At 49.7% G+C, this 23,024-nt stretch carries 22 protein-coding genes, 1 pseudogene and 1 riboswitch; of the genes and pseudogenes, 17 read left to right on the top strand and 6 right to left on the bottom strand.

Annotation, left to right across the window (positions count from 1 at the left end; translation table 11 throughout):
• Window positions 1–174: 174 nt before the first annotated feature.
• The 3 genes from IRJ17_RS26870 to IRJ17_RS26860 form a co-directional block, all read right to left on the bottom strand.
• Window positions 175–1,227 carry a TolC family protein gene (locus IRJ17_RS26870; protein ID WP_242772485.1) on the bottom strand — a complete coding sequence of 351 codons (1,053 nt, stop codon included), beginning with the start codon at window positions 1,225–1,227 and terminating at the stop codon, window positions 175–177.
• Between the two features lie 197 nt (window positions 1,228–1,424).
• Window positions 1,425–2,867, bottom strand: coding sequence for an amino acid permease (locus IRJ17_RS26865; RefSeq protein WP_122963244.1), 1,443 nt, complete (start codon window positions 2,865–2,867; stop codon window positions 1,425–1,427).
• Window positions 2,868–2,980: 113 nt separating this feature from the next.
• Window positions 2,981–3,167: riboswitch (Lysine riboswitch) on the bottom strand.
• A 117-nt stretch (window positions 3,168–3,284) separates the two neighbouring features.
• Complete coding sequence (locus IRJ17_RS26860; RefSeq protein ID WP_242772484.1) at window positions 3,285–3,779, bottom strand: DinB family protein; 495 nt, start codon at window positions 3,777–3,779, stop codon at window positions 3,285–3,287.
• 157 nt (window positions 3,780–3,936) lie between these two features.
• Here IRJ17_RS26860 and IRJ17_RS26855 point away from each other — a divergent pair, with 157 nt between their 5' ends.
• The gene (locus tag IRJ17_RS26855; RefSeq protein ID WP_242772483.1) at window positions 3,937–4,494 is read left to right on the top strand and encodes a CGNR zinc finger domain-containing protein; all 558 of its coding nucleotides are present in this window, start codon (window positions 3,937–3,939) and stop codon (window positions 4,492–4,494) included.
• Window positions 4,495–4,734: 240 nt separating this feature from the next.
• On the top strand, window positions 4,735–5,529 hold the full coding sequence (locus IRJ17_RS26850; protein ID WP_173598114.1) for an alpha/beta fold hydrolase: 795 nt from the start codon (window positions 4,735–4,737) through the stop codon (window positions 5,527–5,529).
• Here IRJ17_RS26850 and IRJ17_RS26845 read toward each other — a convergent pair.
• The 3 genes from IRJ17_RS26845 to IRJ17_RS26835 all read right to left on the bottom strand — a co-directional run bounded on the left by IRJ17_RS26845 (window position 5,458) and on the right by IRJ17_RS26835 (window position 6,951).
• Window positions 5,458–5,862, bottom strand: a complete 405-nt coding sequence (locus IRJ17_RS26845; protein ID WP_122962723.1) for a hypothetical protein — start codon at window positions 5,860–5,862, stop codon at window positions 5,458–5,460. The two genes, IRJ17_RS26850 and IRJ17_RS26845, sit on opposite strands and share 72 nt — an antisense overlap.
• Window positions 5,863–5,912: 50 nt before the next feature.
• Window positions 5,913–6,437: an ImmA/IrrE family metallo-endopeptidase gene (locus IRJ17_RS26840; RefSeq protein WP_063231495.1), complete on the bottom strand. Its 525-nt coding sequence runs from the start codon at window positions 6,435–6,437 to the stop codon at window positions 5,913–5,915.
• 67 nt (window positions 6,438–6,504) lie between these two features.
• Window positions 6,505–6,951 carry a helix-turn-helix domain-containing protein gene (locus tag IRJ17_RS26835; protein ID WP_242772482.1) on the bottom strand — a complete coding sequence of 149 codons (447 nt, stop codon included), beginning with the start codon at window positions 6,949–6,951 and terminating at the stop codon, window positions 6,505–6,507.
• 285 nt (window positions 6,952–7,236) lie between these two features.
• Between IRJ17_RS26835 and IRJ17_RS26830 the strand changes: the two genes are divergently transcribed.
• From IRJ17_RS26830 to IRJ17_RS26760, 15 genes and pseudogenes are all read left to right on the top strand, one after another.
• Window positions 7,237–9,183, top strand: coding sequence for an RHS repeat protein (locus IRJ17_RS26830; protein WP_242772481.1), 1,947 nt, complete (start codon window positions 7,237–7,239; stop codon window positions 9,181–9,183).
• A gap of 13 nt (window positions 9,184–9,196) precedes the next feature.
• Entirely contained in the window at window positions 9,197–14,689 is a 5,493-nt protein-coding gene (locus IRJ17_RS26825) for an RHS repeat domain-containing protein (RefSeq protein WP_242772479.1), read from the top strand.
• A gap of 12 nt (window positions 14,690–14,701) precedes the next feature.
• Entirely contained in the window at window positions 14,702–15,139 is a 438-nt protein-coding gene (locus IRJ17_RS26820) for a hypothetical protein (RefSeq protein WP_173600219.1), read from the top strand.
• A 231-nt stretch (window positions 15,140–15,370) separates the two neighbouring features.
• Window positions 15,371–15,862, top strand: a complete 492-nt coding sequence (locus IRJ17_RS26815) for a hypothetical protein (protein ID WP_242772477.1) — start codon at window positions 15,371–15,373, stop codon at window positions 15,860–15,862.
• A complete protein-coding gene (locus tag IRJ17_RS26810) occupies window positions 15,855–16,067 on the top strand; it encodes a hypothetical protein (RefSeq protein WP_242772475.1) in 213 nt (70 codons plus the stop codon). The genes IRJ17_RS26815 and IRJ17_RS26810 overlap by 8 nt, the downstream gene beginning before the upstream one ends.
• A gap of 2 nt (window positions 16,068–16,069) precedes the next feature.
• A complete protein-coding gene (locus IRJ17_RS26805) occupies window positions 16,070–16,234 on the top strand; it encodes a hypothetical protein (protein ID WP_242772470.1) in 165 nt (54 codons plus the stop codon).
• Between the two features lie 124 nt (window positions 16,235–16,358).
• Window positions 16,359–16,544, top strand: a complete 186-nt coding sequence (locus IRJ17_RS26800; protein WP_242772468.1) for a hypothetical protein — start codon at window positions 16,359–16,361, stop codon at window positions 16,542–16,544.
• A 118-nt stretch (window positions 16,545–16,662) separates the two neighbouring features.
• Window positions 16,663–17,172 (top strand): HGGxSTG domain-containing protein, encoded by a 510-nt coding sequence (locus IRJ17_RS26795; RefSeq protein WP_242772466.1) that lies wholly within the window; start codon window positions 16,663–16,665, stop codon window positions 17,170–17,172.
• Window positions 17,173–17,359: 187 nt separating this feature from the next.
• On the top strand, window positions 17,360–18,169 hold the full coding sequence (locus tag IRJ17_RS26790) for a recombinase family protein (RefSeq protein WP_242772464.1): 810 nt from the start codon (window positions 17,360–17,362) through the stop codon (window positions 18,167–18,169).
• 29 nt (window positions 18,170–18,198) lie between these two features.
• The gene (locus IRJ17_RS26785) at window positions 18,199–18,369 is read left to right on the top strand and encodes an IDEAL domain-containing protein (RefSeq protein ID WP_242772462.1); all 171 of its coding nucleotides are present in this window, start codon (window positions 18,199–18,201) and stop codon (window positions 18,367–18,369) included.
• Window positions 18,370–18,751: 382 nt separating this feature from the next.
• Window positions 18,752–19,576, top strand: a complete 825-nt coding sequence (locus tag IRJ17_RS26780; protein WP_242772460.1) for a replication initiation factor domain-containing protein — start codon at window positions 18,752–18,754, stop codon at window positions 19,574–19,576.
• 100 nt (window positions 19,577–19,676) lie between these two features.
• A complete protein-coding gene (locus IRJ17_RS26775) occupies window positions 19,677–20,006 on the top strand; it encodes a hypothetical protein (protein ID WP_242772459.1) in 330 nt (109 codons plus the stop codon).
• 245 nt (window positions 20,007–20,251) lie between these two features.
• Window positions 20,252–21,495 (top strand): annotated as a pseudogene (locus tag IRJ17_RS26770) (IS110 family RNA-guided transposase).
• A gap of 113 nt (window positions 21,496–21,608) precedes the next feature.
• On the top strand, window positions 21,609–22,229 hold the full coding sequence (locus tag IRJ17_RS26765; protein WP_242772458.1) for an RHS repeat-associated core domain-containing protein: 621 nt from the start codon (window positions 21,609–21,611) through the stop codon (window positions 22,227–22,229).
• Between the two features lie 15 nt (window positions 22,230–22,244).
• A complete protein-coding gene (locus tag IRJ17_RS26760; protein WP_242772456.1) occupies window positions 22,245–22,772 on the top strand; it encodes an Imm42 family immunity protein in 528 nt (175 codons plus the stop codon).
• Window positions 22,773–23,024 lie beyond the last annotated feature (252 nt).

Below are 23,024 nucleotides of genomic sequence, written 5' to 3'. Positions count from 1 at the left end.
AGCGTGCAGCAAGAAAGGCATCCAGATAGCGGACGCCTTTCTTGCTATGAGCTTGGTCAAAAGTAAAGAGGAGAGAGCCGCTGATCTATATAAAAGGCAGTCTGGAGCTTGCTGCCTAATTCATCAGATAAAAAGGAGGGAAAATGACGAAAAAATATTACGTGAAGCGAAATATTAGAAACCGATCGATTGATCCAATGTGCTGACAGCAAGGTTGTATTGATAGAGCGATTCAGATGCTTTGGTTTCTGCTGCAAACAGGCTTGCTTCTTTTTCGATCAAGTCTTTCAAGGCTGCTTTTTGACTGGTGTAATCCGACAAAGCTTGCTGGTATTGCTTGGCTGCTTCGTTTTTGGCAAGGACGCTCTCAGCCAATGCTTTTTTCGCCGCGGCGACCTTTTCGAAAGAGTCGGCTACTTCCTGATCGACTTTTTGCTTCAGTCGTTCCAGCACCAGGTCGGACTTGCGCAATTGCTTGACGGCTACTTTGCCTTTATAGGTGCTGATGGGCGTGTAGTCTTTCGTGTAGTTAACTTTGACTTCGGCAAAATCTTTCTCGGCGACAGCTTTCATCATGTCAGGCCGCTTTTTGTAGGCTTGCGCTTTGGCTTCTTCCAGAGTGGCAACAAGCGGTGCGGACAGCTCGCGGGTTTCCAAGCGCCAGGACTTGTCCTTTTTTTCGTTCAGCAGATCGTTGAGTTTGGCCAATGCCTGCTTGTAGCTGGTTTCCAGAGCGGACAGCTTTTCTTTCGCTTCGTCGTTCTCCGACCAGTATTGGCGTTGGATGCTTTGCTTTTGCAGCTTGATCTTTTCTTCCAGAGAAGAGACTTCAAAATACGCTTTTTGCACTTGCAACTGCAAATTGTTTTTTGAGGTTTTCAAAGTGACTTCGCTAAGCGCCAGGTCTTTTCTCGCTTTGGCAGCGTCTTCGTATTTTTTCTTGGCATCATCGAGCGTATTGACGTTTTCGAGCTGGATGGCCGCTTTTTCTCGCAGCGTATAGAGCGTTTCATATTCCGTAACATCGTAATCTATTTGCAGCAGCTCAAGATCGATGCTGGTTTTCAATGCCTGTTCGATCGCACCGTGAAGAGACAGAGGAGCGGTCTGGGTTTGTTCTGCGGCTGCAACAACTGCAGGAGCGGCCATAGCCAAATGAGTATTGCCTGCAAGAAGCGCGGCAACCAGTGTAGTGCTGTAGAGATGCTTCGATAACCTGGACTTCATTATGGGGCCTCCTTGGGAATAGGAAAAGAGTTTGTCGATAACGATTCTCATTATCAAATTTTCATGAACAGTATATATTTCCAGTCTACATTCGTCAATATGTAATCATAAGAAAGTTGATCGGAAAAATAAAATGAAACAATAAAAAAGCTCCCTCGACGTGAGGGAGCCTGCAATGACTTGTTTGGCAAAGCTATTTATTTTTCGTCCATGCTGAAATCTACTTTATGGAGCGGAACAAGCTTGCTCTTTTTCGTATACTTGTAGACAAGCCAGACGATCAAAAACAGCGGCAAGCCAACATAGGAGACGAACACGCCGTTCCAGTCAATCTCGCCGCCGATAAACGCCGAGTAGTTTTGGCCGACAATGACGACGCAGCAAATGATAAAGGCGAAAATCGGGCCAAACGGGAACAGCTTCGCCCGGTATGGCAGCTCACGCAGGTCGCGGCCTTGTGCCAGGTACGCTTTGCGGAAGCGGTAATGGCTGATGGCAATGCCGAGCCAAGCGATAAACCCGGACATGCCGGATGCGTTCAGAAGCCATACGTACACCTCGCCATCTCCAAACAGGGAAGACAGAAACGCCAGCGCACCGATGGCAGCCGTCATGATCAAGGAATTGATCGGGACGCCGTTGCGAGTGACTTTGGCAAACCATTTTGGCGCTTTTCCTTCCTTCGCCAGCACCCACAGCATGCGGGTGGATGCGTACATGCCGGAGTTGCCGGCAGACAGCACGGAGGTGAGGATGACCGCATTCATCACAGAGGCGGCGAAGGCAAAGCCGGCTTTTTCAAAGACGATCGTAAACGGGCTGATGGCAATATCGGTAATATCACCGCTGATCAGATTCGGATTGTCGTAAGGAACGAGCAACCCGATAATCAGGATTGCGAAAATGTAGAAGAGCAAGATGCGCCAAAAAATCTGGCGGATCGCTTTCGGGATATTGCGCGCAGGGTCTTCGCTCTCACCAGCGGCCACCCCTACAAGCTCGGTTCCCTGGAACGAGAACCCGGCAATCATGAAGACGCCGAGAAGCGCCATGAAGCCGCCATTGAACGGTGCATCGCCTTTGGTGAAGTTTTGGAAGCCGACTGCTTCGCCACCCATAATGCCGAAGATCATCAAAATACCAATGATGATAAAGACGACGACGGTGACTACTTTAATCAAGGCAAACCAGTATTCGGATTCGCCGTAGCCTTTGACAGACAACAAATTAAGAGCAAACATAAGGACGAGGAACAAGGCACTCCACAAAATGGCGGGAGTATCCGGGAACCAGTATTTCATAATGAGAGCTGCGGCTGACAGTTCGACCGCAATCGTAATTGCCCAGTTGTACCAGTAATTCCAGCCAAGCGCGAAGCCGAGTGACGGGTCGACGAATCTGGTGGCGTAGGTGGAAAAGGAGCCGGATACAGGCATGAAGGCGGCCATTTCCCCAAGACTGGTCATCAAAAAGTAAACCATGATACTGATAGCGATGTAGGCGACCAAAGCTCCCCCTGGTCCGGCTTCGTGAATCGAGCCTCCACTCGCCAGGAACAAGCCCGTACCGATGGAGCCGCCGATGGCGATCATCGTCAGGTGGCGGGCTTTCAAACCACGTTGCAGTTGATTCTGTGACATAAGATGCTTGCACGACCTTTCGAAGATTTTGAGAAGGTCGGTCGGAAACGAAAAAACCGCCAATAGCCAAAAAACGGCATAGGGCGGTATCATCCAATCCCCACCAAGCCTTCACTGAAGATAGCACACCACGTTTGCCCGGCAAGCAAACGTGACAGTTCTGTCCCTTTCGGGTACAGCCCCAGCCCACGCGCACAGAGATGCGATATGAGCTTCGGCGGCTTTTCCCTTTCCTGGAGTCATAGATTTCTTCTGAATCTCGTACAGGATGACATAAAAGCCGCGACCTCTACCCTCACCGTGAAAGATGAGGATAACATGTATGAAGTTGATTTATTTATCAACTATATAAGATTGATCGTTATTAATCAATGAAAAAAGTTATGCTGCAAAATATTGCTAGAGTGGGAGCAAGGGCTATAAAAACGACCTGCGCGCAGGCCAAGAGCCTTGCAGCTTGCGGATTTGCACGATTTGTCCCGTATGAAAAGCGTCGTGCAAAATGATGCTCATCACGCTTTGCCCGATGGAGATGGTGGGCAGCGGCTGATCGAATGCATCGTCAGAAAGGGAGCGGAGCTTTTCATGAATGCCGCGATGTACTTCTTCCATGCGCTGTATCGCCGCTTGCCAAGCTGCTTCGTCGTCTGGCGCTCCGGATGGTTGGAAGGTGTCATCGTTCGTCTCAGCCGTACCAGGAAAATCCGTACCGGATAGACGGTGCAGCAAACGCTCTTTGAAATAGAGCAGATGACTGAGATTTTCCCAGATCGTGTTCGCTGCCTCTCCTTCGGGACGCCAGCTGGCTTGGGCCACGGTCACGCCATCCAGGGCGTGCTTGAGCGGTGGATACCAATCTTCTTTGTCATACGTGCACTCCCATTCATGAACAAGCAATTCCATCCGATTCATGTGTTTCCTCCTCGTCTGTCAAACAGATTGGTGAAGCGCTATAATGGCAATAAGAAGAAGTTTGTAACGCTCAAAATGAATTTTGTCGGTTACAAGATGATCTTACCATATGTTGGTGTTACCTACAAGAAGCGAAAATAGATGGGGGAAGAGAAGTGTGCAATGGCTATGCATCGATTTTTTAAACAGCGATTGGCGTGACTGGCGCGGGACAGGCCGCAAGGAAAATCGCCTGGCAAAGTGGGAATGGCAGGAATGGTTTTTGCAAGAGCACCAATTGCAGGCACCGCTGCCGCTTGACGAGGAAATCGTCGCTGTTCTTGTGCAATTTCGCGAGTATATGCGAATGCTTTTGGAAAAGGTGGTCAGCGGGGAGGCATTGCTGCAAGAGGAGTTGGAGCAACTGAACGAGACGCTGGCAAAAGCTCCGTTTTACGTTCGCGTCGTGCCTAGTGAAGAGGAAGCAACTTATGCGCAGGAATGGCATAGCGCGATTGAAGGATGGCCACTGGTCATGGCGCGGATCGCCGGGTCTTTTGCCACGCTGTTGCTTCCGTCCCATCTGGAGCGGATCAAGATTTGCGACAACGAGGACTGCCGCTGGGTGTTCTACGATGAAAGCCGGAACCGGGTGCGGCGCTGGTGCGACGATAAAATGTGCGGCAATCTGATGAAGGTACGCCGTTTTCGGGAGCGGCAAAAGGAGAAAAAATGAGCGAAGGAAAAGGGGCAGAGAAACAGACTGCGCCTTTTTTCATGTCTGGGCAAAAGAGCAGGGAGAAGCCCACGATCTGCTGTCGCTGCCATCGCTGTAGCAAACGTTTCGCGGCATGGGAAGCGTCATGCTTTCAGTATGTGTAGCCCGCGAATCCGCAAATGCAAATGACGTACATGGAAAGGAAAATGGAGGCATAATAAGAAGCAGGTAACAAGGGACCGGAAGCGAGGTGGCGGGATGAGTCGCAAACGGAAAATATGGCGCAGGGCACTGGTTTTGCTTTTGCTTGTAGGAGCGTGTACGGCGATCTGGTATTTGCGTCCTTACCAGCACGATCAGGCTGCCAAAGATGCGATGCAGGGAGGGGAAGGCATCACCGTTATCGATACGGGCGACTGGATTGCTTTTGAAGGCGGAGAAGCCCGGGAGCCAGGGTTGATCTTATATCCAGGCGCTTTGGTCAAATCGGAGAGCTATGCACCGCTGGCACGAGCTTTGGCTGGTTCCGGATATCGGGTATTCGTAGCGAGAATGCCGCTGAATTTGGCTATCAGCGATGTCGAGCGAGCCAATCAAGTGTTGAAAGCATATCCCAAGCAATCGTTTGTGATCGGCGGGCACTCTTTGGGCGGAGCCATGGCAGCCCGGTTTGCGGTCCAACACCTCGATCGGATCGATGGCGTCTTCTTTTTGGGAGCCTATCCGGACAAACGGGGAGATTTGCAAAAAGCGGAAATACCCGTCTTGTCCTTGCTCGGATCGCGGGATGGCGTGGTGAATCGGGAAAAGTTTGCGGCCAGCAAGGCATTTTTGCCGGAGAATGCGGTATTCATGACAATCGAGGGCGGCAATCACGCGCAGTTCGGCAGCTATGGCGCTCAGGAAGGCGACCAGCCTGCTGCCATCACTCCGCAGGAGCAGTGGCAGCAAACGGTAGCGGCGATCAAGGATTGGCTCCTGTCAGACGTCATTCCCCGAAAGAGAGATAATGCCGGAAACGACTCCGGTAATCCGGATGTTTTCCGAAGGTAACAGGAGCGGTTCGTCTGTCGGACGCGTGGTCGTAAACAAGCATTCTACCGGATTGACATCTGTTGCGATGCGGACGAGAAACTGGCCTTCCTGCCTGATCAGGACGGGCCTGTCTTTGATCGGTTCCATGGAGAAGTCGGAAATAAGCAAAGCGTCTCCGGGAAAAATGCCGAGGCCGGAAAGACCGTCATCTTGCATGATCAAAGCGAATCGCGCCACGTGATAGCTCGCCACTTCAATGGACGGACGCAGCGACAATTCCTCATCCTGGTCGAGTGGCAGCTCGAAAAAACGGCTGCTGTAAGCGTCTCCCGCTATAAAGATTCGTTTCACGAAAAATCGCCTCCGAAAAGATGGTCAAAAATGCCTGGACGGTCTATCAATCAATCGTAGACGGGAAAGCCTTTGGCGTACAGGCGGCTGAGAATCCGGTCAAAGCGGGTGCGCGCGAGAGCAAGCGGGACCTGAAAGCGGCTGGCCAACAGCACAGGTGCCTGGTAGCGGGAGCAATCCGCAAGCACAGAGCCCATCATGAAGAGCGGGAGCAAAAGGTGCTCGGCAAAATGATTCGCCTGCGATTCCTGCCAATCGATCATCCATTCGCTGGACTGCGGCTGTACTCCTTCATGCAGGAGCAGGTGCCCAAGCTCATGCGCGATTTTTACCCGCTGGGTCGCAGGGTCGAGACGTTCATCTACCGCGATGATGTAGCGATTCGGCAAGCTGGGATGGGCGTGGGCGCGGCTGCGGCCGTTGATGAAATGGATTTCGATGCCGTATGTTTCGCACAGTTGCGCGAGATTGATTTGTTCGGGCAGCTCCATGCCATGGTGGCGCAGCAAAAGATAGACGCGGCTTTCCAGCCAGGTTTGCGGTTTGCCGATTTCTTGTAAAAGGGAAAAGTGCATCAGGAACCTCCTGAAAAATTGGAACGTACGTTCTGTTTTGTCTCGAAAAGAAAACCCCTCTGTGGGGTTATTTTTTTTTCAGCTCTTCCGTGATGTCAAACAGGGAAGGCGGGCGTGATTCGCGTACCTGGCGAGCTTTCCACTGCTTTTTCAGGTCGTACCAGTAGCGGCGGATTTCTTTCTTTTCTTCTTCAGAAGCTTCCAGATACCCATCGAGAAAATAGTAGTCGTCCGGGTCGTCGATTCTCTCCTGCAACAGCTCGTCCAGTGAACGCTGGCCTGTCTGCGCAGACGAAGAAGCCACATAAACAGCGCCGTATTCGGTTCGTCCCAGAAGCCAGTCGGTCGTAACCTCCAAAATATCTGCCAGCTGCATCAGCATGTCATTGGGAGGGGTGCTGTGGTTATTTTCGTAGTTGCTGATCGTGCCCTTGGTCGTGCTGACACGTTCGGCCAGCTCTTCCTGAGTCAGACCTTTCGCTTTGCGAGCTGTGCGTAAGCGCTGAGATAGCATGAGCGCCAGTCCTTCCGTTACAGATGTACAACTATATTGTACTAAAAGACAAGAAAGAAAAAAAGTATGTATGAAAATATTGTATTTTTCATTTGACATACAAGTATTTTGTACATTAAGATGCTTATATAACGAAGATGAGAACGTGTGTTCTGTTTGTGAAAGGAGGTGGACACGTTGAACGAAAAAGTGTCTGCGCCAGCGTACGAGCGCAGAGACGCAGCGCAGTGGGGGCAGAGAAACCACGAAAGCAAAACAAAAGCCAAAAGGAAGAGGTGAGGACACATGAAACAAAAATCGTTTGTGCTGCTGTTACTGCTGGCTGTAATCACAGTCGTTTGCCTTCCGGGAAGGGCGGTTACGGCAGCAGCAGATCCACTGGCTGACATCTACCAGCTGGATCAGGAGTTGTTGAAGCTTTCGCAGACGCTCGACTTTTTTCAGGAGGTCGCTACCAAGAAGAACAACGAGCCGCTTGCCAAGCAAATTGGCGAGGAAGCGTCCGTGTTGTTCGAGCAGGCCAAAGCGCTTCATCAAATTAAGGAAGCGCCTGGTCAAACGGAACGGGCTGCAAAGCAAGCGGCTGTAGAAAATCAGCTGTCGGTTCAAAAAACACCGCTTGCCGAATTGGTTGAGACGTACAACGAAAAGGCAGATGCCTACTGGGAGCAGCTCATGCCAGAGTTATCCGCTGCCAGGATGGGAAAAAACAGTGCGAAGCAGGCGAAATTGCATGCTGCTGCTGTCAATGCTACTGCTACTGCCGCCGCCGTCTTGGACCCGTTTGAGCCGAACGACGATGTTGGCAGTGCTTACCCGATTACGCGAGGAAATATGTACAATTCCAAGCTGTCGTGGAAGCAAGACACCGATATTTATCGCTACGATTCGGGAGCGCAAAGCGGACAGGCAACGGTTACCTTGTATGTTCCTGACGACGTGAACTACGACCTGGTTGTGATTGAAGCGCCAAACAAGGCGATCGGCACCAGCATGAAGCCGACACTGGGACAAGACGAGATCATCACATTCCAGATCGAGCCGAACAAGACGTATTATTTTTCCGTGTTCAGCATGGACCGTCACTTTAGCGAAACTGCGGAATACACGCTTTTGCTCAGCGATGTGAAGGCGGTGCTTGCGCTCAATCAGCCTGTCGATATCAGTTTGCCCGCCGGAGAAGTGCCGGCTTACCGCTTCACGGCTCCTGTAACAGGCAACTATCGGCTGTACACAAGTCCGTACGGCGGATTTGGGCCGCTGTTCGATACCGTTCTGCTCGTGTCTCGCGACGAAAAGCTGCAGCAAGTGGTGAGAATCAATGACGAAGCGACTCCGGGCGCGCTTTTTTCGGAAATCAACACACCGCTGGAAGCGGGAGTGACGTATTTTGTGTGGGTCTCTTCTTACGACAAGCAAAAAGGCGTTCACGCCCGATTGACAGCGGCGTTGGATACGAAGGCAACGGTGGCTTCGCCTGTGCTGCATGAAGCGGCTGCAAACGACGGCAGCCTCGCGGAACAACAGGTCGTCACGATTAGCAACGGAATTTTGACTTCGGACGCAGCGAGTGCCGTGTCTGTCAGCAACGTTCCGGCTGGACTTACGCCTGTTGTCACAAGGAACAGCAACTCGATGCTGACGATTCAGTTTGCGGGGAAAGCAGCCACGCACGAGAGCAAGCACAGCGTCCAGAACTTGTTCGTCACCATCCCGAAAGCCAAGGTAGCGGGGATGGATGCGGACGTGGTAGTAGGCCCGTTTGCCATTGAGTTTTCCGACACGGAACCGTTTTTCATGAATGCTCCCAAAGATGTCAATCTTGGGGCGGGCGCGAAAAAAATCGTGAAGTTTACACCGCCGTCCTCAGGCAGCTTCGAGCTGTATACGAGCTTTTACGGCGACAATCCGGCGGAAGGGACAAGCAATACGCAGCTTGCCATCTATGAGGATTACGCGGGCACGCGCCTGATTGCCGCCAATGACGACGGAGATCAGCCGCCATTTTCCAAGGTGCGATTGTCCATGCAAAAGGGACAAGATTATTACGTCGTCCTGTCAGCGGCAGGAAACGGCGCGGTGCATGCGCGACTCGCAGCCCGTTATTTGGGAGTGGAATACATCTACAACGCCAAAGGGCAGCTTGTACAGATCAAGCAAAACGGCAAGGTTTTGGCCGAGTATACGTATGACGGAAACGGAAATCTCACACGCAAACTCATTCATCAATAAGAGGAGGGATATGATGCGACATAATCGTTGGATCAAAAAGATAGCAAGCGTCGTGCTGACCAGTTCGCTGCTCATGCCGAACATCGCTGTTGCCGAGGCGAATCTTTTGCCGAAGCAGGCAGCTTCCCGCGCTGCGGATGAAAGCGCCACGACGAAGAAATGGCTTTCCGCTTATCAGGCAGCTTTGCAGGCCGGAGCGGGAGCAAAGGAAAAGCAGCCGGATGAGCAGCCGACCTACACAAAGGCAGAGGTCATGAAGTTGGAGTGGGGGCCGCTTTCAGCCGAAAGTGTCTGGCAGTTGTACCAGACTGGTGACAGAAAATTGTTGCAACTTGCGGCGTATGTGTACCCGCAGCTCGACCAGTTTTTGTCGCATAACGAACAGGTCGACAAGTATCAATGGCTGGACGAGGCGTTCCAGAAGAAGATGGACGGCCTAACGGCAGCCGAGAAAAAGCAGTTGGCGGCGTATGCGCCACAGGTTGTCGCTTTGCACGAAAAAGGCAAGGAGGTGGCTGCGGCGAAAAAAGCGCTCTCGCCAGCAGGCAAGGCGCAAGCGACTGAAAGCGCAGCGCCTGCCACACAAACCGCGTCTGCACTGGCAAGCATCCCCGATGCCATGTTTGAAACGGAAGGCTTGACCTACAAATACCAGCGCACCAATACGGACAATCCGGTGGATGAGCTGTACCGGGCGGCAAACGTGCAGGAAGTGGATGTGCAACTGGAAGGCAAGCACGGCATGGACTTGACGGTCGAGCGCCGCTACTCGTCGCTGGATGCGATGACGGAAAGGATTTACTTTTCCACATCAGGCAAAAACAAAACAGCTCCGCTGCAAGGAAACAACGATGGTTTGCCGGAAGGCTGGAGCTTTAATTTTCCGCAGTTTCAGGAAGTGTCCAAAGAAAACGCGAAGTGCACGTTCCGGTCGGATGATTCCAAATATACATGCGGTTCGGTCAGTGAGGGAAAGCGCTACATTTTTACGTTGGAAGACGGGACGATTCTTGAGTCTTCTTCCATCAAAGGGGAATGGGTGAATACGCCGTACAAGCCAAATGCCGGCATGGGGTCCTACCGCCAGCCTTCCGGGGAGTTTGGCGAGAAGCATATTGTGACGCTGTCCGTGGATGGCAACACGTATGAATTTGGCGAAGATGAAAACTATCGCGGTGATGTCATGTACCGGATTTTCCTGGTCAAAAAGACGAATGCCTACGGAGATACCATCCGCTACCGCATTCCCGAAGACTACCGATTGCCGATTGAAATAACAGACAGTGTCGGCCGCCTGATCGTCATGGAACGAGGCGGGGGTGTCGTTCTCAAAGTTTACCAGGATGCCAGCGAGACAAAGCTGCTGAAACATCTCGAATACGATGCGGATTACGCTACCAACACAGATCGGGTTGTCGAGCATAGCGTCACGGGGGGAGAGAGCAAGGTCGTCGCCGAGTACAGCTATCTCGATCCGAAAACATACGGGAACGCCGAGTTCGATCTGCATGCCGGATATAGCTTCCCTGCGCCGAATGGCGTGATTGACTTCAACGACGGCGGCCTGGAATCTACCGCGTATACGAATCTCGACAAGGAGAGAAGAAACACCGTCGAATACAAGCTGCTCAAGCAAGTCAACTATCCGGTCGAAGGTTTGTCCATGACGTATACGTACAGTCTGTACCAGCCGGATGCTCCAGGGTTCCTCGACCGGGGCGTGACGCGGATTTATCACGACAAGGAAGCGCTGACGTACACCAGCTATTTGCCTGTCACAGCGGTCAACTTCCGTTTTGCGAAAACGCCACACCCCGATCAGCCTGGGACAGAATGGTATTCGTATACGAAGTATTATCCGCACATTACAAAAGAAATCTGGAAGTCGCCCAAGTCGCAATCGGTTCGGTTTGCCAAGCAGTCGCTTGCCAGAGACGGGGCATTGGTCGTGTCCAGAACGTTGCAGGACGGACTGCCAAGTGAAGATAAAAGCTACACCCCTAACCAGGATCGCAATTTCGTGCTGCAATCGGTCAAAAATTACGTGGGCAGCGGAGCAGATAACGAGACGATTCAGGGAGAGCTTGCCCTGACGGAAGACGGCAAAACGTACCGCTACGCGCCGGCGAGCTACACCAGCTATTTGTACAAGGGACGGGATATAAAACCGGCTTATGTGTACAGCTTCATGGGCCGCCCTGCTTCCATGACTGCGGATGCGGACATCTACGCGTTTCTGCTCGCTCCCAATCCCGATCGGCTGGACAAAGTCCAGGCAAGGCTTGGCCGCTACGCGTTAGTTAGCGAATACAGCTACAACTCGCACGGGGAAGTGACCAGAGAGGTCGATCCGAAAGGCAACGTGACGTTGCGGGAGTACGTCCAGCCGATTTGGCAATCCGGGCTGCGGATGCCAGCGAGCATAAAGAAAACGGCTGCGGACAACCCGAGTCATTTTCACGAGGAAACGTATACGTATACCGATAAAGGACTTTTGGCAACGGAAAAAATCGTCGACTCTTACCCGGACGGGGCGGGAGCCAAGGTGGTGCAAACAGACCGCACCTACACATACAACGACAAAAAACAGCTCACCTCTGTCACGGAAGCGAGCACAGGACCAGATGCGAAAACCGTGACGCAAAAAATCACTGCCTACGAGCCGATGGGCCTGTACCCTGCGGATATGAGCCTGGAGGTGGAAGTGGCGACGGGGCAGAAGCAAAGCCTGTACCACGTCTTTGGTTATGATGGACTCGGCCGCCTGACCGCTCGTGCCTACCCGGACAACACTGTTGTTCAGTACGAGTACGACTTGCTCGGCCGCCGAACAAAAGAAAGCGTGACCAGCAAGCAACAGACGCGGACGACGACGTATGCCTACGACGACTCTGCGCGCAAGGTGACGATGACGTTGCCAGACAGCACGAAGCTGGTGACACAGTTCACGCCTTACGGGGAAGTGGAGTACAAGGCGCAGTTGGGCACGGACGGCACTGTGCGCCCGCTACTTTACAACACCTATTCGCTGGACGGCAACCATCTTTTGTCCAGCGCTCCGTACGCTGACAACAATCGGGCGACTACGTACGTCTATAATGCTGACGGCAGCGTCTGGCAGAAAAAAGACCCGGTCGGCACCACCGTGTACTTGACCGCCAACACGGTCAACGACGGAACCAGCTATGCGCCGGCGCTCACCCGCCTGACCTTGGCGCCAAACGGCTTGCAAGCTGTGCAGTACCACGACCGCTACGGGCAACTGGAAAAAGAAGTCCAGCGGGCTGGGGATGGCGTGCAAAGCATGACGACCAAGCTCGTCCGCAACGCTTTTGACCAGGTAACGAAAAAGACGGAAACAGACCAGACAGGCAAAAGCCGCACATGGGAGTATCGCTACACCAATGACGGCAACATCACCAACCTGCTCGATCCCGAACAAAACCGTTACCAGTACGAGTACGATGCCCTCGGCAATCTGGTGACTGTGACGGAAAATCAGGTACTGACGACAAGAAATCATTACAATGCCCTGTCGTGGAAGCTGAGCGAGCAGGACGTGCCATCTGGCGCGACCGAATCTTATTATTTTAATCAGAATGGTACGCTGAACACATTTACCGACAAGACAGGAAATCGCCACTCTTATCGATATACGCCGTTTAACGAGTTGGCAAGCCTGATGACCCGCAACGCTTCCGGTACCGTGACCAATTTGGAAACCAAAGACTACGTTCCGAATACGTCACTGGTCCAGAAAGAAACAAACAGCAATGGGGCGGACATCACCCCGACGGCCAGCAACTACCGCGAGATCACGTACAGCTACGATGCCTTCCAGCGCTTGAAAAGCCAGACCGTTTTTGGACGCACCTACCAAATGGGCTACACGGATCGAGACGATCTCATGGATTCGTTGACGTACCCGGATGGCACAGCAATCGCTTATCGATATGATCATGCCGGTCGTCTCATCGAGGCCAACAGCGGACTGACGGGAAAAATCGAGTACGCTTATGTCGTGGACAATACCGGAGAGCAAATCAAGGCGGCATATCCGAATGGTCGCAGCAACAAGCGCAAAATCGATTCTTTCGGGCAAGTTCAAACTGTTGTGCACGAGAAAAATCAAGCTGCGGTCTGGAATGAAGCGAGCCAGTATTCTTTTGGCAACGTGGTGTCCATCCAGCGCAACGGCACCACTCTTCAGTATGAATACGACAAAATCGACCGCTTGACCAAGGAAGTTGCTCCCGGCACGACGAATCAATACTCATACGACGGCCGCGGCAACCGCTCCGCTTTTGCAGGCACTTTGCCAACCGAATCCGGCAGCTTCACCTACACCTTCGATGAGCGCAACCGCCTGCGCGGCGTCTTGAACGAAACGACAGGCGAGACATCTGCCTACACGTATTACAGCGACGGCCTGCGCGCCACGAAAACGGAGAACGGTGCGCAAACCAAGTACGTCTACCTGAGCGGCAAAGTCATCGAAGAACTGGACGCAACCAACGCGCTCAAGGCGCGCAACGTCTGGGGCAACGAATTGCTATTCCGTCAGGACGCTGCGGCTGGCAAAAAGGGCTACTACCACTACAACAGCCACGGAGATGTCGTGGCAATCTCGGACGCAACTGGCCAGGAGCTGAACACGTACACATACGACACGTGGGGAAATCTCACCGCCAAAACGGAGGCGATGTCCAATCCGTATCAGTACAGCGGCGAGATGTACGAGGAGAAGACCGGGTTCTACTATTTGCGGGCGCGGTATTACGATCCGAAGGTAGGACGGTTTGTTTCGGAGGATGCGTATAAGGGGCAAGTGGAGAATCCGTTGTCGCTGAATCGGTATACGTATGTTTCAAATAACCCTCTTCGATATATTGATCCGTCTGGGCATAAACAACTCGAATTTGCAGATGGTGCATCAGAACGGGTTAATTCCGCTGGTTTAAATTTTGAAGATGCAGCTTTGTACTGGGCGAAAAAGACGGTAGAATGGGCAGACGCTACAGGTGCGGTTCCTTATGATGTCGTAGAGGAAGTTGTACCAGCGGAATATGTTGAGGAAGTAAAAACGATAGTAGGTTGGGTTGGGGCTGCAAAATGGGGCCGTGAATCCGGAGATATGCCAGGGCTAGGAACGGGAGTTGCTGGGGCAGGTGCGGCTGCTGCGACTATCAAAAATACTGGTAAAACTGCTGCTAACAAGGCAACTCAAGCAACAAAGAACACTACTACCTTGTGGGATATTAAGACTACAGCCGATAAAAAGATATCTTATAGATTTGGTGGACAAAACGTCGATGCGTACCGAGACTCAAAAACTGGTTACTGGTGGGCTAAAGACACAACGGGACATGGAAACTCTGCTTATAAAGTATTTAAAGAAGCGAAGGGAGGAAAAGAGCTACATTGGATAGCTGATGCTGATGAATATGGTAACTTTATTTTAGACAAACATAAAAGCTCCACCGGAACCATAATAAAGATTAAATGATTGGAGGAAACTATGTCATTATCTAAAGCGGAAGCTGAAAGATTATTTAATTTAGGGTTTAAAAGACCGGAATTTACCGATGAAGTTTATCCGCAGGATATTTTTGATTATCAAAATTCGACTTGGATAGTCGGAGGGCGCTTATTACCATCGGGTACCCCATTATGTGACGAGAAGATTTACAAAGAAGGAACCTGGATACCCTCTCTTGCAGACTTGATTAGTTGGTTGGAGGAGAGTGATTGCACATTTACTATGTCGTATGGTGGTCTAGGTTACAAGATTGAAGTGACCGATGGTAATAAAAAGAAGTACAAAGGAAAAGGTGGAACTTTAGAGTTCGCTCTTCTCAAGGTGATTTTGCAAGTACTAGAACAGTATGGAGGGAGTCCAGTTGCCAAAAATTATCAAGTAATTGAGGCTGAATTTATAGAAAAGAAAGATCTTTAAAGATAGTAAGTTTTTACCCCAAGCGAGTAACCAACAACTCGTTTGGGGCTTCTTTTTGTTTAGCGACAGGCGGCACAAGAAAAATTATTGAGGCCACTTTAACTCATCAAAGAAAGGTCGTACAATAAAACCAATAACTTACAAACTTGACGAATTGAGAAAGCTTGTTCCACCGAATAGGGGGGAGTGAGCTTTTTTTCATCTCTTAAAACGAAAGGGGAAGGAAAGACAATGGCAAAACGTGGACAGATAGTAGAGGAACAAGCAGTAGAGGAAACGGCGCGTTCGATTGCTCAGGCGCAGGCGGTGTATGAAAAACTGATGAACGAAATTCGTGAACACTGTCAGCAGGTTAGGGATTTGAGGGAGCAGGCGGCAGAGATGCAGCGGTCTGGACGAACAGATTTTCAAGTAGGGGTTGAAGTAAAGCAGTTGTTAGCTCAGGCGGAACACTTTCAAATGCTGGCCGATCAGAAGGACGGAATTCCACGCATGGAATCCATTCGTCACCTTGAAGATTTACAGCGTGAAGCATCTGACTATAGGCAGCTTATACAGCACAATCAAAGCGTGTTAGACCGTCAGCAGAAGGAACTTGAAGAGGCAAAGGAAGAAGCGGCGACGAGGATTCGCCAAGCGGAAGAGCGAGTACAGGAGACAGAAAGGTTGCTGGCTTCTGAGATAGCTAAACTTGAGGAACTGGAGGGGAACATAGTTGAGTGACCGCATACCGAAGAAATGGGCGCGTGTATTGAGAGACCTACATGCGCGATTCCCTGGAAAGATGGCTCATGAAATTGTTACGGAGGATGGCGTGTTTCGATTCAATGATCGTACCGATGATAAATGGATTGAGATTGTAGAAGAGGATGACGGACTTATTGAAATCGTTGAAGATAGCGACTTTATTGAGATCGTGGAGGGCTAGACATGACACAACTCAGCTCCGAAGCACAGGAAGCCCGCCGTCAATATAGGCGGAACTACCAACGAGAGTATCAACGGAAGTGGCGCCAGAAGCCTGAAAACAAAGAGAAACAAAAACAGTACGAGCGCAGATACTGGGAACACAAGGCAAAGCAGTCGAAGGAATAACATATACAGCCCAACGCTCTCGTAGCGCAAGAGGTATCAACAAACAGAGCAAGGACAATTTACCCGACAAGGAACGAAACCACGATACAAACCAAATACGACATTCACAGGAGGATTCAACAAAATGACCGAGATGACCGAGTATGAGAAATTCCTATGGGAAGAACTAAGCATGGCAAACGACTCGAATCTACGACTGGCTTTTCTGTTAGATGACTATATAGACTACATCAATGCAGCAGGATTGCATGAAGAGTTTGAAGCATTCAGGAAAGTAAAGGCACAGCAAGAAGCAGCTACGAGTAACTGAACTGCGGTTAGTTGAAAATAACTGATAAGCATTGATGGATTGAACGGCTGGGAGCGTGCAGTCCCTCCCCCCGGTCGGGGAAACGAAACCCCATGAGTTGAGGTAAGGCGGTGAAAGGATGGAGAAAAAGCAGTGCGGCGCAAAGACAAGAAGCAGCAAGCCTTGTCAGAAAGCGGCTTTGGCAAATGGGCGCTGCCGATTACACGGCGGGAAAAGTACCGGTCCGAAGGACAGGAAAATGCATAGCGAGAGCCTAAAGGGCAACAAAAACGCGCTGAAGCATGGGCTGTACGAAACGATCTGGCTGGATACGCTAACCGAGGAAGAACGGGAACTGTATCAGCAGGTTTCAAACGACCCGACTGTACAGGTGGACAATGAATATCGGCTTTCTGAGTTACGTATCCGGCGTATGCTGCTACGCATCCAGCAGGAGGAACAAAAGGACAAGCCTAACCCTGCTGAAATCAGAGCGATTGAAGATGCCATTACCAAAGTACAGATGAATGTTGCGGCACTCATTCGGGAGAACGGCAAGCTCATCGACATGCAGAAACAGAAGAGTGACGGAGCATTAGACCAGTTGGTTGAGGTGCTGGAACGAGCCAGAACCAAGTTTCAAGGATGAAGACAGGAGCAGACAGAGCATTCGCTTTGTTCGCTCCTTTTTTTACGGTTGAGGTAGGGGCTTGACAAAAATCAAAGTGATGCTGGCTTACCATGAGCATGGTAGGCGACTGGCAGGAAGGAAAAAAGGACTTTTAATTTCCTTAATCTGGGTCGTATAGTGTTTACAAAAAGGGAGGCACTAGACTATGGGTTACGTAAATATCAAGAAGGTAGTTGGGTACGCCCGCATTTCCTCAGATAGCCAGATAGAGAATACCTCTATAGCGGAACAGGTGAAGAAGATCGAAGCGTATTGCATCAGCCAAGGCTGGGAACTGGTGAAAATGTTTATCGACGAAGGAGAAAGTGGAAGTACGACAGAGCGTAACGGATACATAGACATGGTGCAGACCATTCAACAAACAGAAAACGAAATCAGCGGTATCGTTGTCCTAAAGGTAGATCGTATCCATAGACGCCTGAAAAATCTGCTGGAACTAATTGAGGATGAACTGGAACCGAAAGGCATTGCCTTCATTAGCGTGTCGGAAAACTTTGATACCTCTACACCACAGGGGATGCTGTTCTTACAAATGATTGGCTCCTTTGCAGAATTTGAACGAAAGATGATCAACGAACGGACGAAAAGCGGACGGATTGCCACCGCTAGAGAGAATAAATACGCGGGTGGCGGTGTTCCATACGGCTATCAGGCAGTGAATGGAAATATCTTGTTGGACGAACAGCAAGCACAGACGGTAAAGAGCATCTTTCAACTCTATATAGAGGGGAATAATCCATATAAAATTGCCAGCAAGTTGAACCGAGCAGGCATACCCACCAAGACAGGCAAGCAATGGACGGTTGTGCAAGTGATGAACATTCTTAGAAATGAGACGTACACAGGGTTCAACATGTACAACGGACAGAAGGAGCAGAATGGTATCCGGCAGAAAGACGTATTTCCTCGCATCATCAGCCGCCAGTTATGGAACAAGGCAAGGCAGATTGTCTGATGGTCAATAAACGGATAGGAAGTCATCATATGAGCGAATCGAAGCAACCCGTTCAGATGCATTCGGAGGATTATGACGCACTCATTGATCTGGCATTAGCCAAGAAGGACAAGGCATGGTTTGAGGAATTGGTCAGACAGCAGAAGCGATTGCGGGAAATGGAGATCGAAATGCGCCGCGAGTTAGGTGTACTTGACTAGGGGACCGAAAGGTATATACGGCAAACCAACGAGAACCGGGCGAGATGACGTTCTCTTGTAGGTGCACCATAAAGAACACCGGGCCGGAGGAAAACAAACGGGAGCGAACCCGCTCACAGGGTCATACGTTATTCTTGACTCCAGGCAAAGCATGTGTCATACTCTCCGTACAGTATCCCATTGTGTTTCAGTGGATATTGCTACCTTGACCAAACTTTTACTCTTAGAGCACTTGATTGCCTGTAATGGGCGACAAGTGCTTTTTTGCGTTTTACGGGCTGAAACGGACCGCGTCCGATAATTACGTAATTAGTCGAGTAAGTCTTACATTTTACAATCGCATGCAGCAAAAAAGCGTATGAGAACGGGAGGGTAGCGTGTGATGAAAGCGAGTGTATCCATCGACAAATTTGTCATGGAGTACAAGGAGGTGCCGCTTGCCGCTTATTACGGATTGATGAGAGAGGCGGCGATGAACGGGTTTCCAATGAAAGAAACGGTGTATTGGGGCGACTATTGCTATGAGTTACATATACGGAAAGGGAATGAAGCCTACCTGCATGTATTTTACAAGAATTTTAGGGAGACGGAGAGACACTTGCATACCTTGTGGCTAGAGACTCGCCCCGAACATTATTTGCATTTCAGTCAACTATTGGAACCGATACGCAGAGTGGCGAGCGGGATATATTTTGTGGGCTGTGACGTGGCGTATGATGTCCCCACCTCACTGGAAAATGTGGTGGTCATCCCGGCTGACATGCGGCGGAAGATGACTCATTGCGGGACGACAAGGTATTTCGGTTTGCCTCATCAGCGCAAGACAAATGGATACTGCCGCATTTATGACAAGAGGCTGGAATTATGGGAGGAGCAAGGCATCGCCATTGGCCATGGGTGGAGCCGCATGGAGATGGTATATAAACCAGACCAGAAAGTGTTGCTGTCGGATGTGGGGAGGCATCCTCCCAAGCAGAACGAGAAATATTTTGCGGCGGTGGTAACAGATTGGGATGTACTCCCTAGAAAAAGAGCAGAACAGATTCGCAACATGCGGGATGGAGTAAACATGTATACGCAACGGATACGAAAGGCGGTAAAAGAAACCCTTGCGAACCCGTATCACGTGGATTTCAATGGGCTCGCAAGGGAACAGTGGGAATCGCTAGTTGAAGTACCTTGTGCAGCATTGCTTGGGGCAGCGTAAACCGCAGATTCAACAGCGTTTGGTGTAAAGAGTACGCATATCCAGTATACGACCCTCCCATGAAGGAAAACGACAATAAAAAATGCGGGTTGTGCAGATTTTGGAAGAAATCGTATACTACGCATCGACATGTAGCCATTACGTTGCCAAAGGGAGGGAGCGGGCAAAGATGAACGAGATTGCCGCACAATACGAGCAAAAGGTGGAGGAGGAAGATCGGCTGATCGACAGCATTCAAACGTGTGAAGCATACATGCTGGTACTGCTGGAGCATACGTACCAGAAGGGAATGCAGTACCACAAGGAAGCGATGGAAAAAATTCTGATGGCGTTGCATACCGTCTGTAATGACTGGCGTACCGACCTGCTGCATGCACAACTAGCCAAAGCGCTGTTATCCTGCCAAATGAAGCAAGGCGAGACGAAGTAGAAAAATATTTTTCGAGACCGTTTAAAAAACGCCTCTGTTTTAATATATGTTATCCAGAAGCCATTTTTGAAAATCAATGACTAGGAAAAGGTAATGCTTATGTATCTATGCGGGTCAACCAAGACCAACGCTCGAACGGAGGATGCAGCCTTTTCTTCTCCTACTGGGAGCAAATTCATCATAGACAGGAGTGATAGTTGATGGAAGAAGCACTCGCCTACGCAGAAATGGGAATGGACGCTCAGATGCTGGAGCAATTGAAGCTGGTGTATGTGGGCATCGACTTGCACAAAGCGGAACACACCGCTGTTCTCATGAACTATGGCACCAAGAAGCTGGATGTGATCACCTTTGAAAACAAACCTGCTGCCTTTCCAGCATTTCTAGCGAAGGTAAACAAACGGGTTCCAAAAGGCATGACTCCTGTCTATGGGCTAGAGGACACAGGCGGTTATGGCAGGGCGTTAGCGGTCTTTTTGGTTGAGCAGCAGCAGATGGTAAAAGAAGTAAACCCCGCGCTTGCTTTTGAGAAACGGAGAAAACGCGCCCAACGGAAAAAAAGTGATGCGGTGGATGCCGAGAGCATTGCAAAGGTATTGCGAGACGAGTATTACAGCTTGCCAGATGCCAAACCGATTGACCAGTACTGGGCGATTGGGCAACTGGCGACGAGAACAAAAGCACTCGTCAAGAACTTACAGGTATTGAATAATCAACTACACACCCAGATAAGCCATCATTACCCCAGCTACAAGAAGTTTTTCTCGCAGATTGACGGCAAAACAGCGTTGGCGTTCTGGGAAAAGTACCCCTCCCCGCATCATTTGGGGGAAGTGACGCTGGATGCATTGGCTGAATTTTTACGCAAACATAGCAACAGAGCCTTGTCTACCAAAAAAGCTGAACAAATCCTTTCGCTGGTAGTGGAAGACGGTGAGACAAAGCGGGATTATCAGCGAATCGAGATTTTATTATCCAAAGCCATATGAGAAATATTCGCTATTGCATCGAAGAGATCGCAAAAGTGGACGGGCAACTGCATGGACTGGTGAAGGAACTAGGTTGCACACTAGACACGATGCATGGCATTGACACAGTGACGACTGCCTACTTCATTGCAGAAATTGGGGATATTCACCGTTTTAGAAGCGCAAACCAGTTGGCAAGCCACGCTGGGGTTGCTCCTGTACCGGACTATTCAGGCGGGGAAGAGAATCTAAAGTACCGGAAAAACAAACTGGGCAACCGTGCGTTACATGACCTGTTTTATGACCTAGCCATCCGGCAAATCGGGGTAGCTAGAGGTACGAAAAAACCGAACAATCCCGTATTTTTTCAGTATTACGAAAGAAAAATGAAGGAAGATCGAAAAACACAAAAGCAAGCCCTCATTTGCATCATGCGAAGGCTGGTAAACATCATCTATCGGATGCTGAAACATAACGAGCCGTATGTAAAGCCCGACATATCGGTAGAGAAAACAGGATGATATAATGTAAAAAGGTGGTAACTGTGCTAGTCAAATGGTTACCACTTTTACTGGAGATAACAAGCTTTATTAACTAGGATACGTATAAGGGGCAAGTGGAGAATCCGTTGAGCTTGAATAGGTATGCGTATGGGCATAACAATCCGCTGAGGTTTGTTGATCCTAGTGGGCATGTTGCTGCTACTGGCTCAGGTTCATTCTTTAGTGGTTCACATGATGATCTTGTCCTTTATTGGGGAGAGAAGGCAGCAGCATATGCAGATGCTAATCATTTACTTGATGCAGGTGATGCCGTACCAATAATTGTACCAGAAGAGTTAAGGGCTGAAGTTTCTCAGATAGTTCGACTCTATGCTTCAAGAGACGCGCAACGAACAGCTGGAGATATGCCAAATTTGGGACTGGAAGTGCCTATTGCGGTAGCGGGTGTTGTAAAAAACACAACAAAAAATATCGTAGGGAATGCTACAGAATCTCCAGCATTGAAAGGCAGTCCGTATCATCCTAGTACGGTGGCGGAGAGGATAAAGCCGAAGTATCAACCTAATCCTGCACATGATAATTATGAAAGTGCAGTTCGTGGGGACATGAAGACATGGTATGGCGTGGGAGGAGAAGGGAAGATTTACAGATATTTTGACGATAATGCAGGAAGTGTTCATTTTAGCGGTATAGTTTCGAAAGAATCAATACCTAATGAAGTTTTGAAACAATTAGGAATAAAATATAAATAAATTAGGAGGACAGAAATGCTAGTAGGAGAGCCAGCAAAGTTCGCTATTGAGTTTGAACTCGATCAGAATTACGGTGGGGTATGGCTATTCGGACGTATCTGCTATTGGATCGCAAATGAGCAGATTGGCGAGTATGAAATGGGCACTTCTTTACGTGATGTTTTATTTGCCCTCGATTCAATAAAAAATGATACTGGTAATCGTGTTAGCAATGCCTTGTTCAGCTTAGATGCTACTATACTTTATAATTCTCTTAACAAAGCATTATATGAATCAAGTGAACCCAGTGCTATTAATACCATGGTAAAAGAAGAGGCTTGTGCACGTTTTAATATAACTTTGCCAGTGGATGTTTTTGACCCTTGGAAAATTTTCTTGGTGGAGAATCAAGAGGAATCCAGATTGCTTTTAAAAAAAAATGACAGTGGGCCTCAACAACAGATTTGTGAGATATTTCTTCGAAAAGGAGAATTTGATGATGTTGTTATTAGGGCTCATAAGGAGTTAGACAATTTATATAATACTGGGTTAAAAAATAATTGAAATAGTGTAATTAGATTAATTCCCAGCCGAGTCTATTTGCTCGTCTGGGGTTTTTTTCGTGTTGTGGAACTTTTGCTACTCGTTATGGTGCAGCACGCACCACAGCGATTTGCGTGACACAAAGTTCGAACCATTTCGCCAGAACAGTTTGATCCCATCTCCAAAGCTGCCCGACTCGTGAAAGAGAGCGCACTGTCCGATACAAATAAATAATGATGATTCTTTATGAATGAATGGCACTGTTTGATCCCC

Origin of the sequence: Brevibacillus parabrevis, assembly GCF_022701015.1 — a bacterium.
Classification (GTDB): Bacteria; Bacillota; Bacilli; order Brevibacillales; family Brevibacillaceae; genus Brevibacillus; species Brevibacillus parabrevis.
Note: the sequence above shows the minus strand (reverse complement) of the source record. Positions and strands in the feature narration are given on the sequence as shown.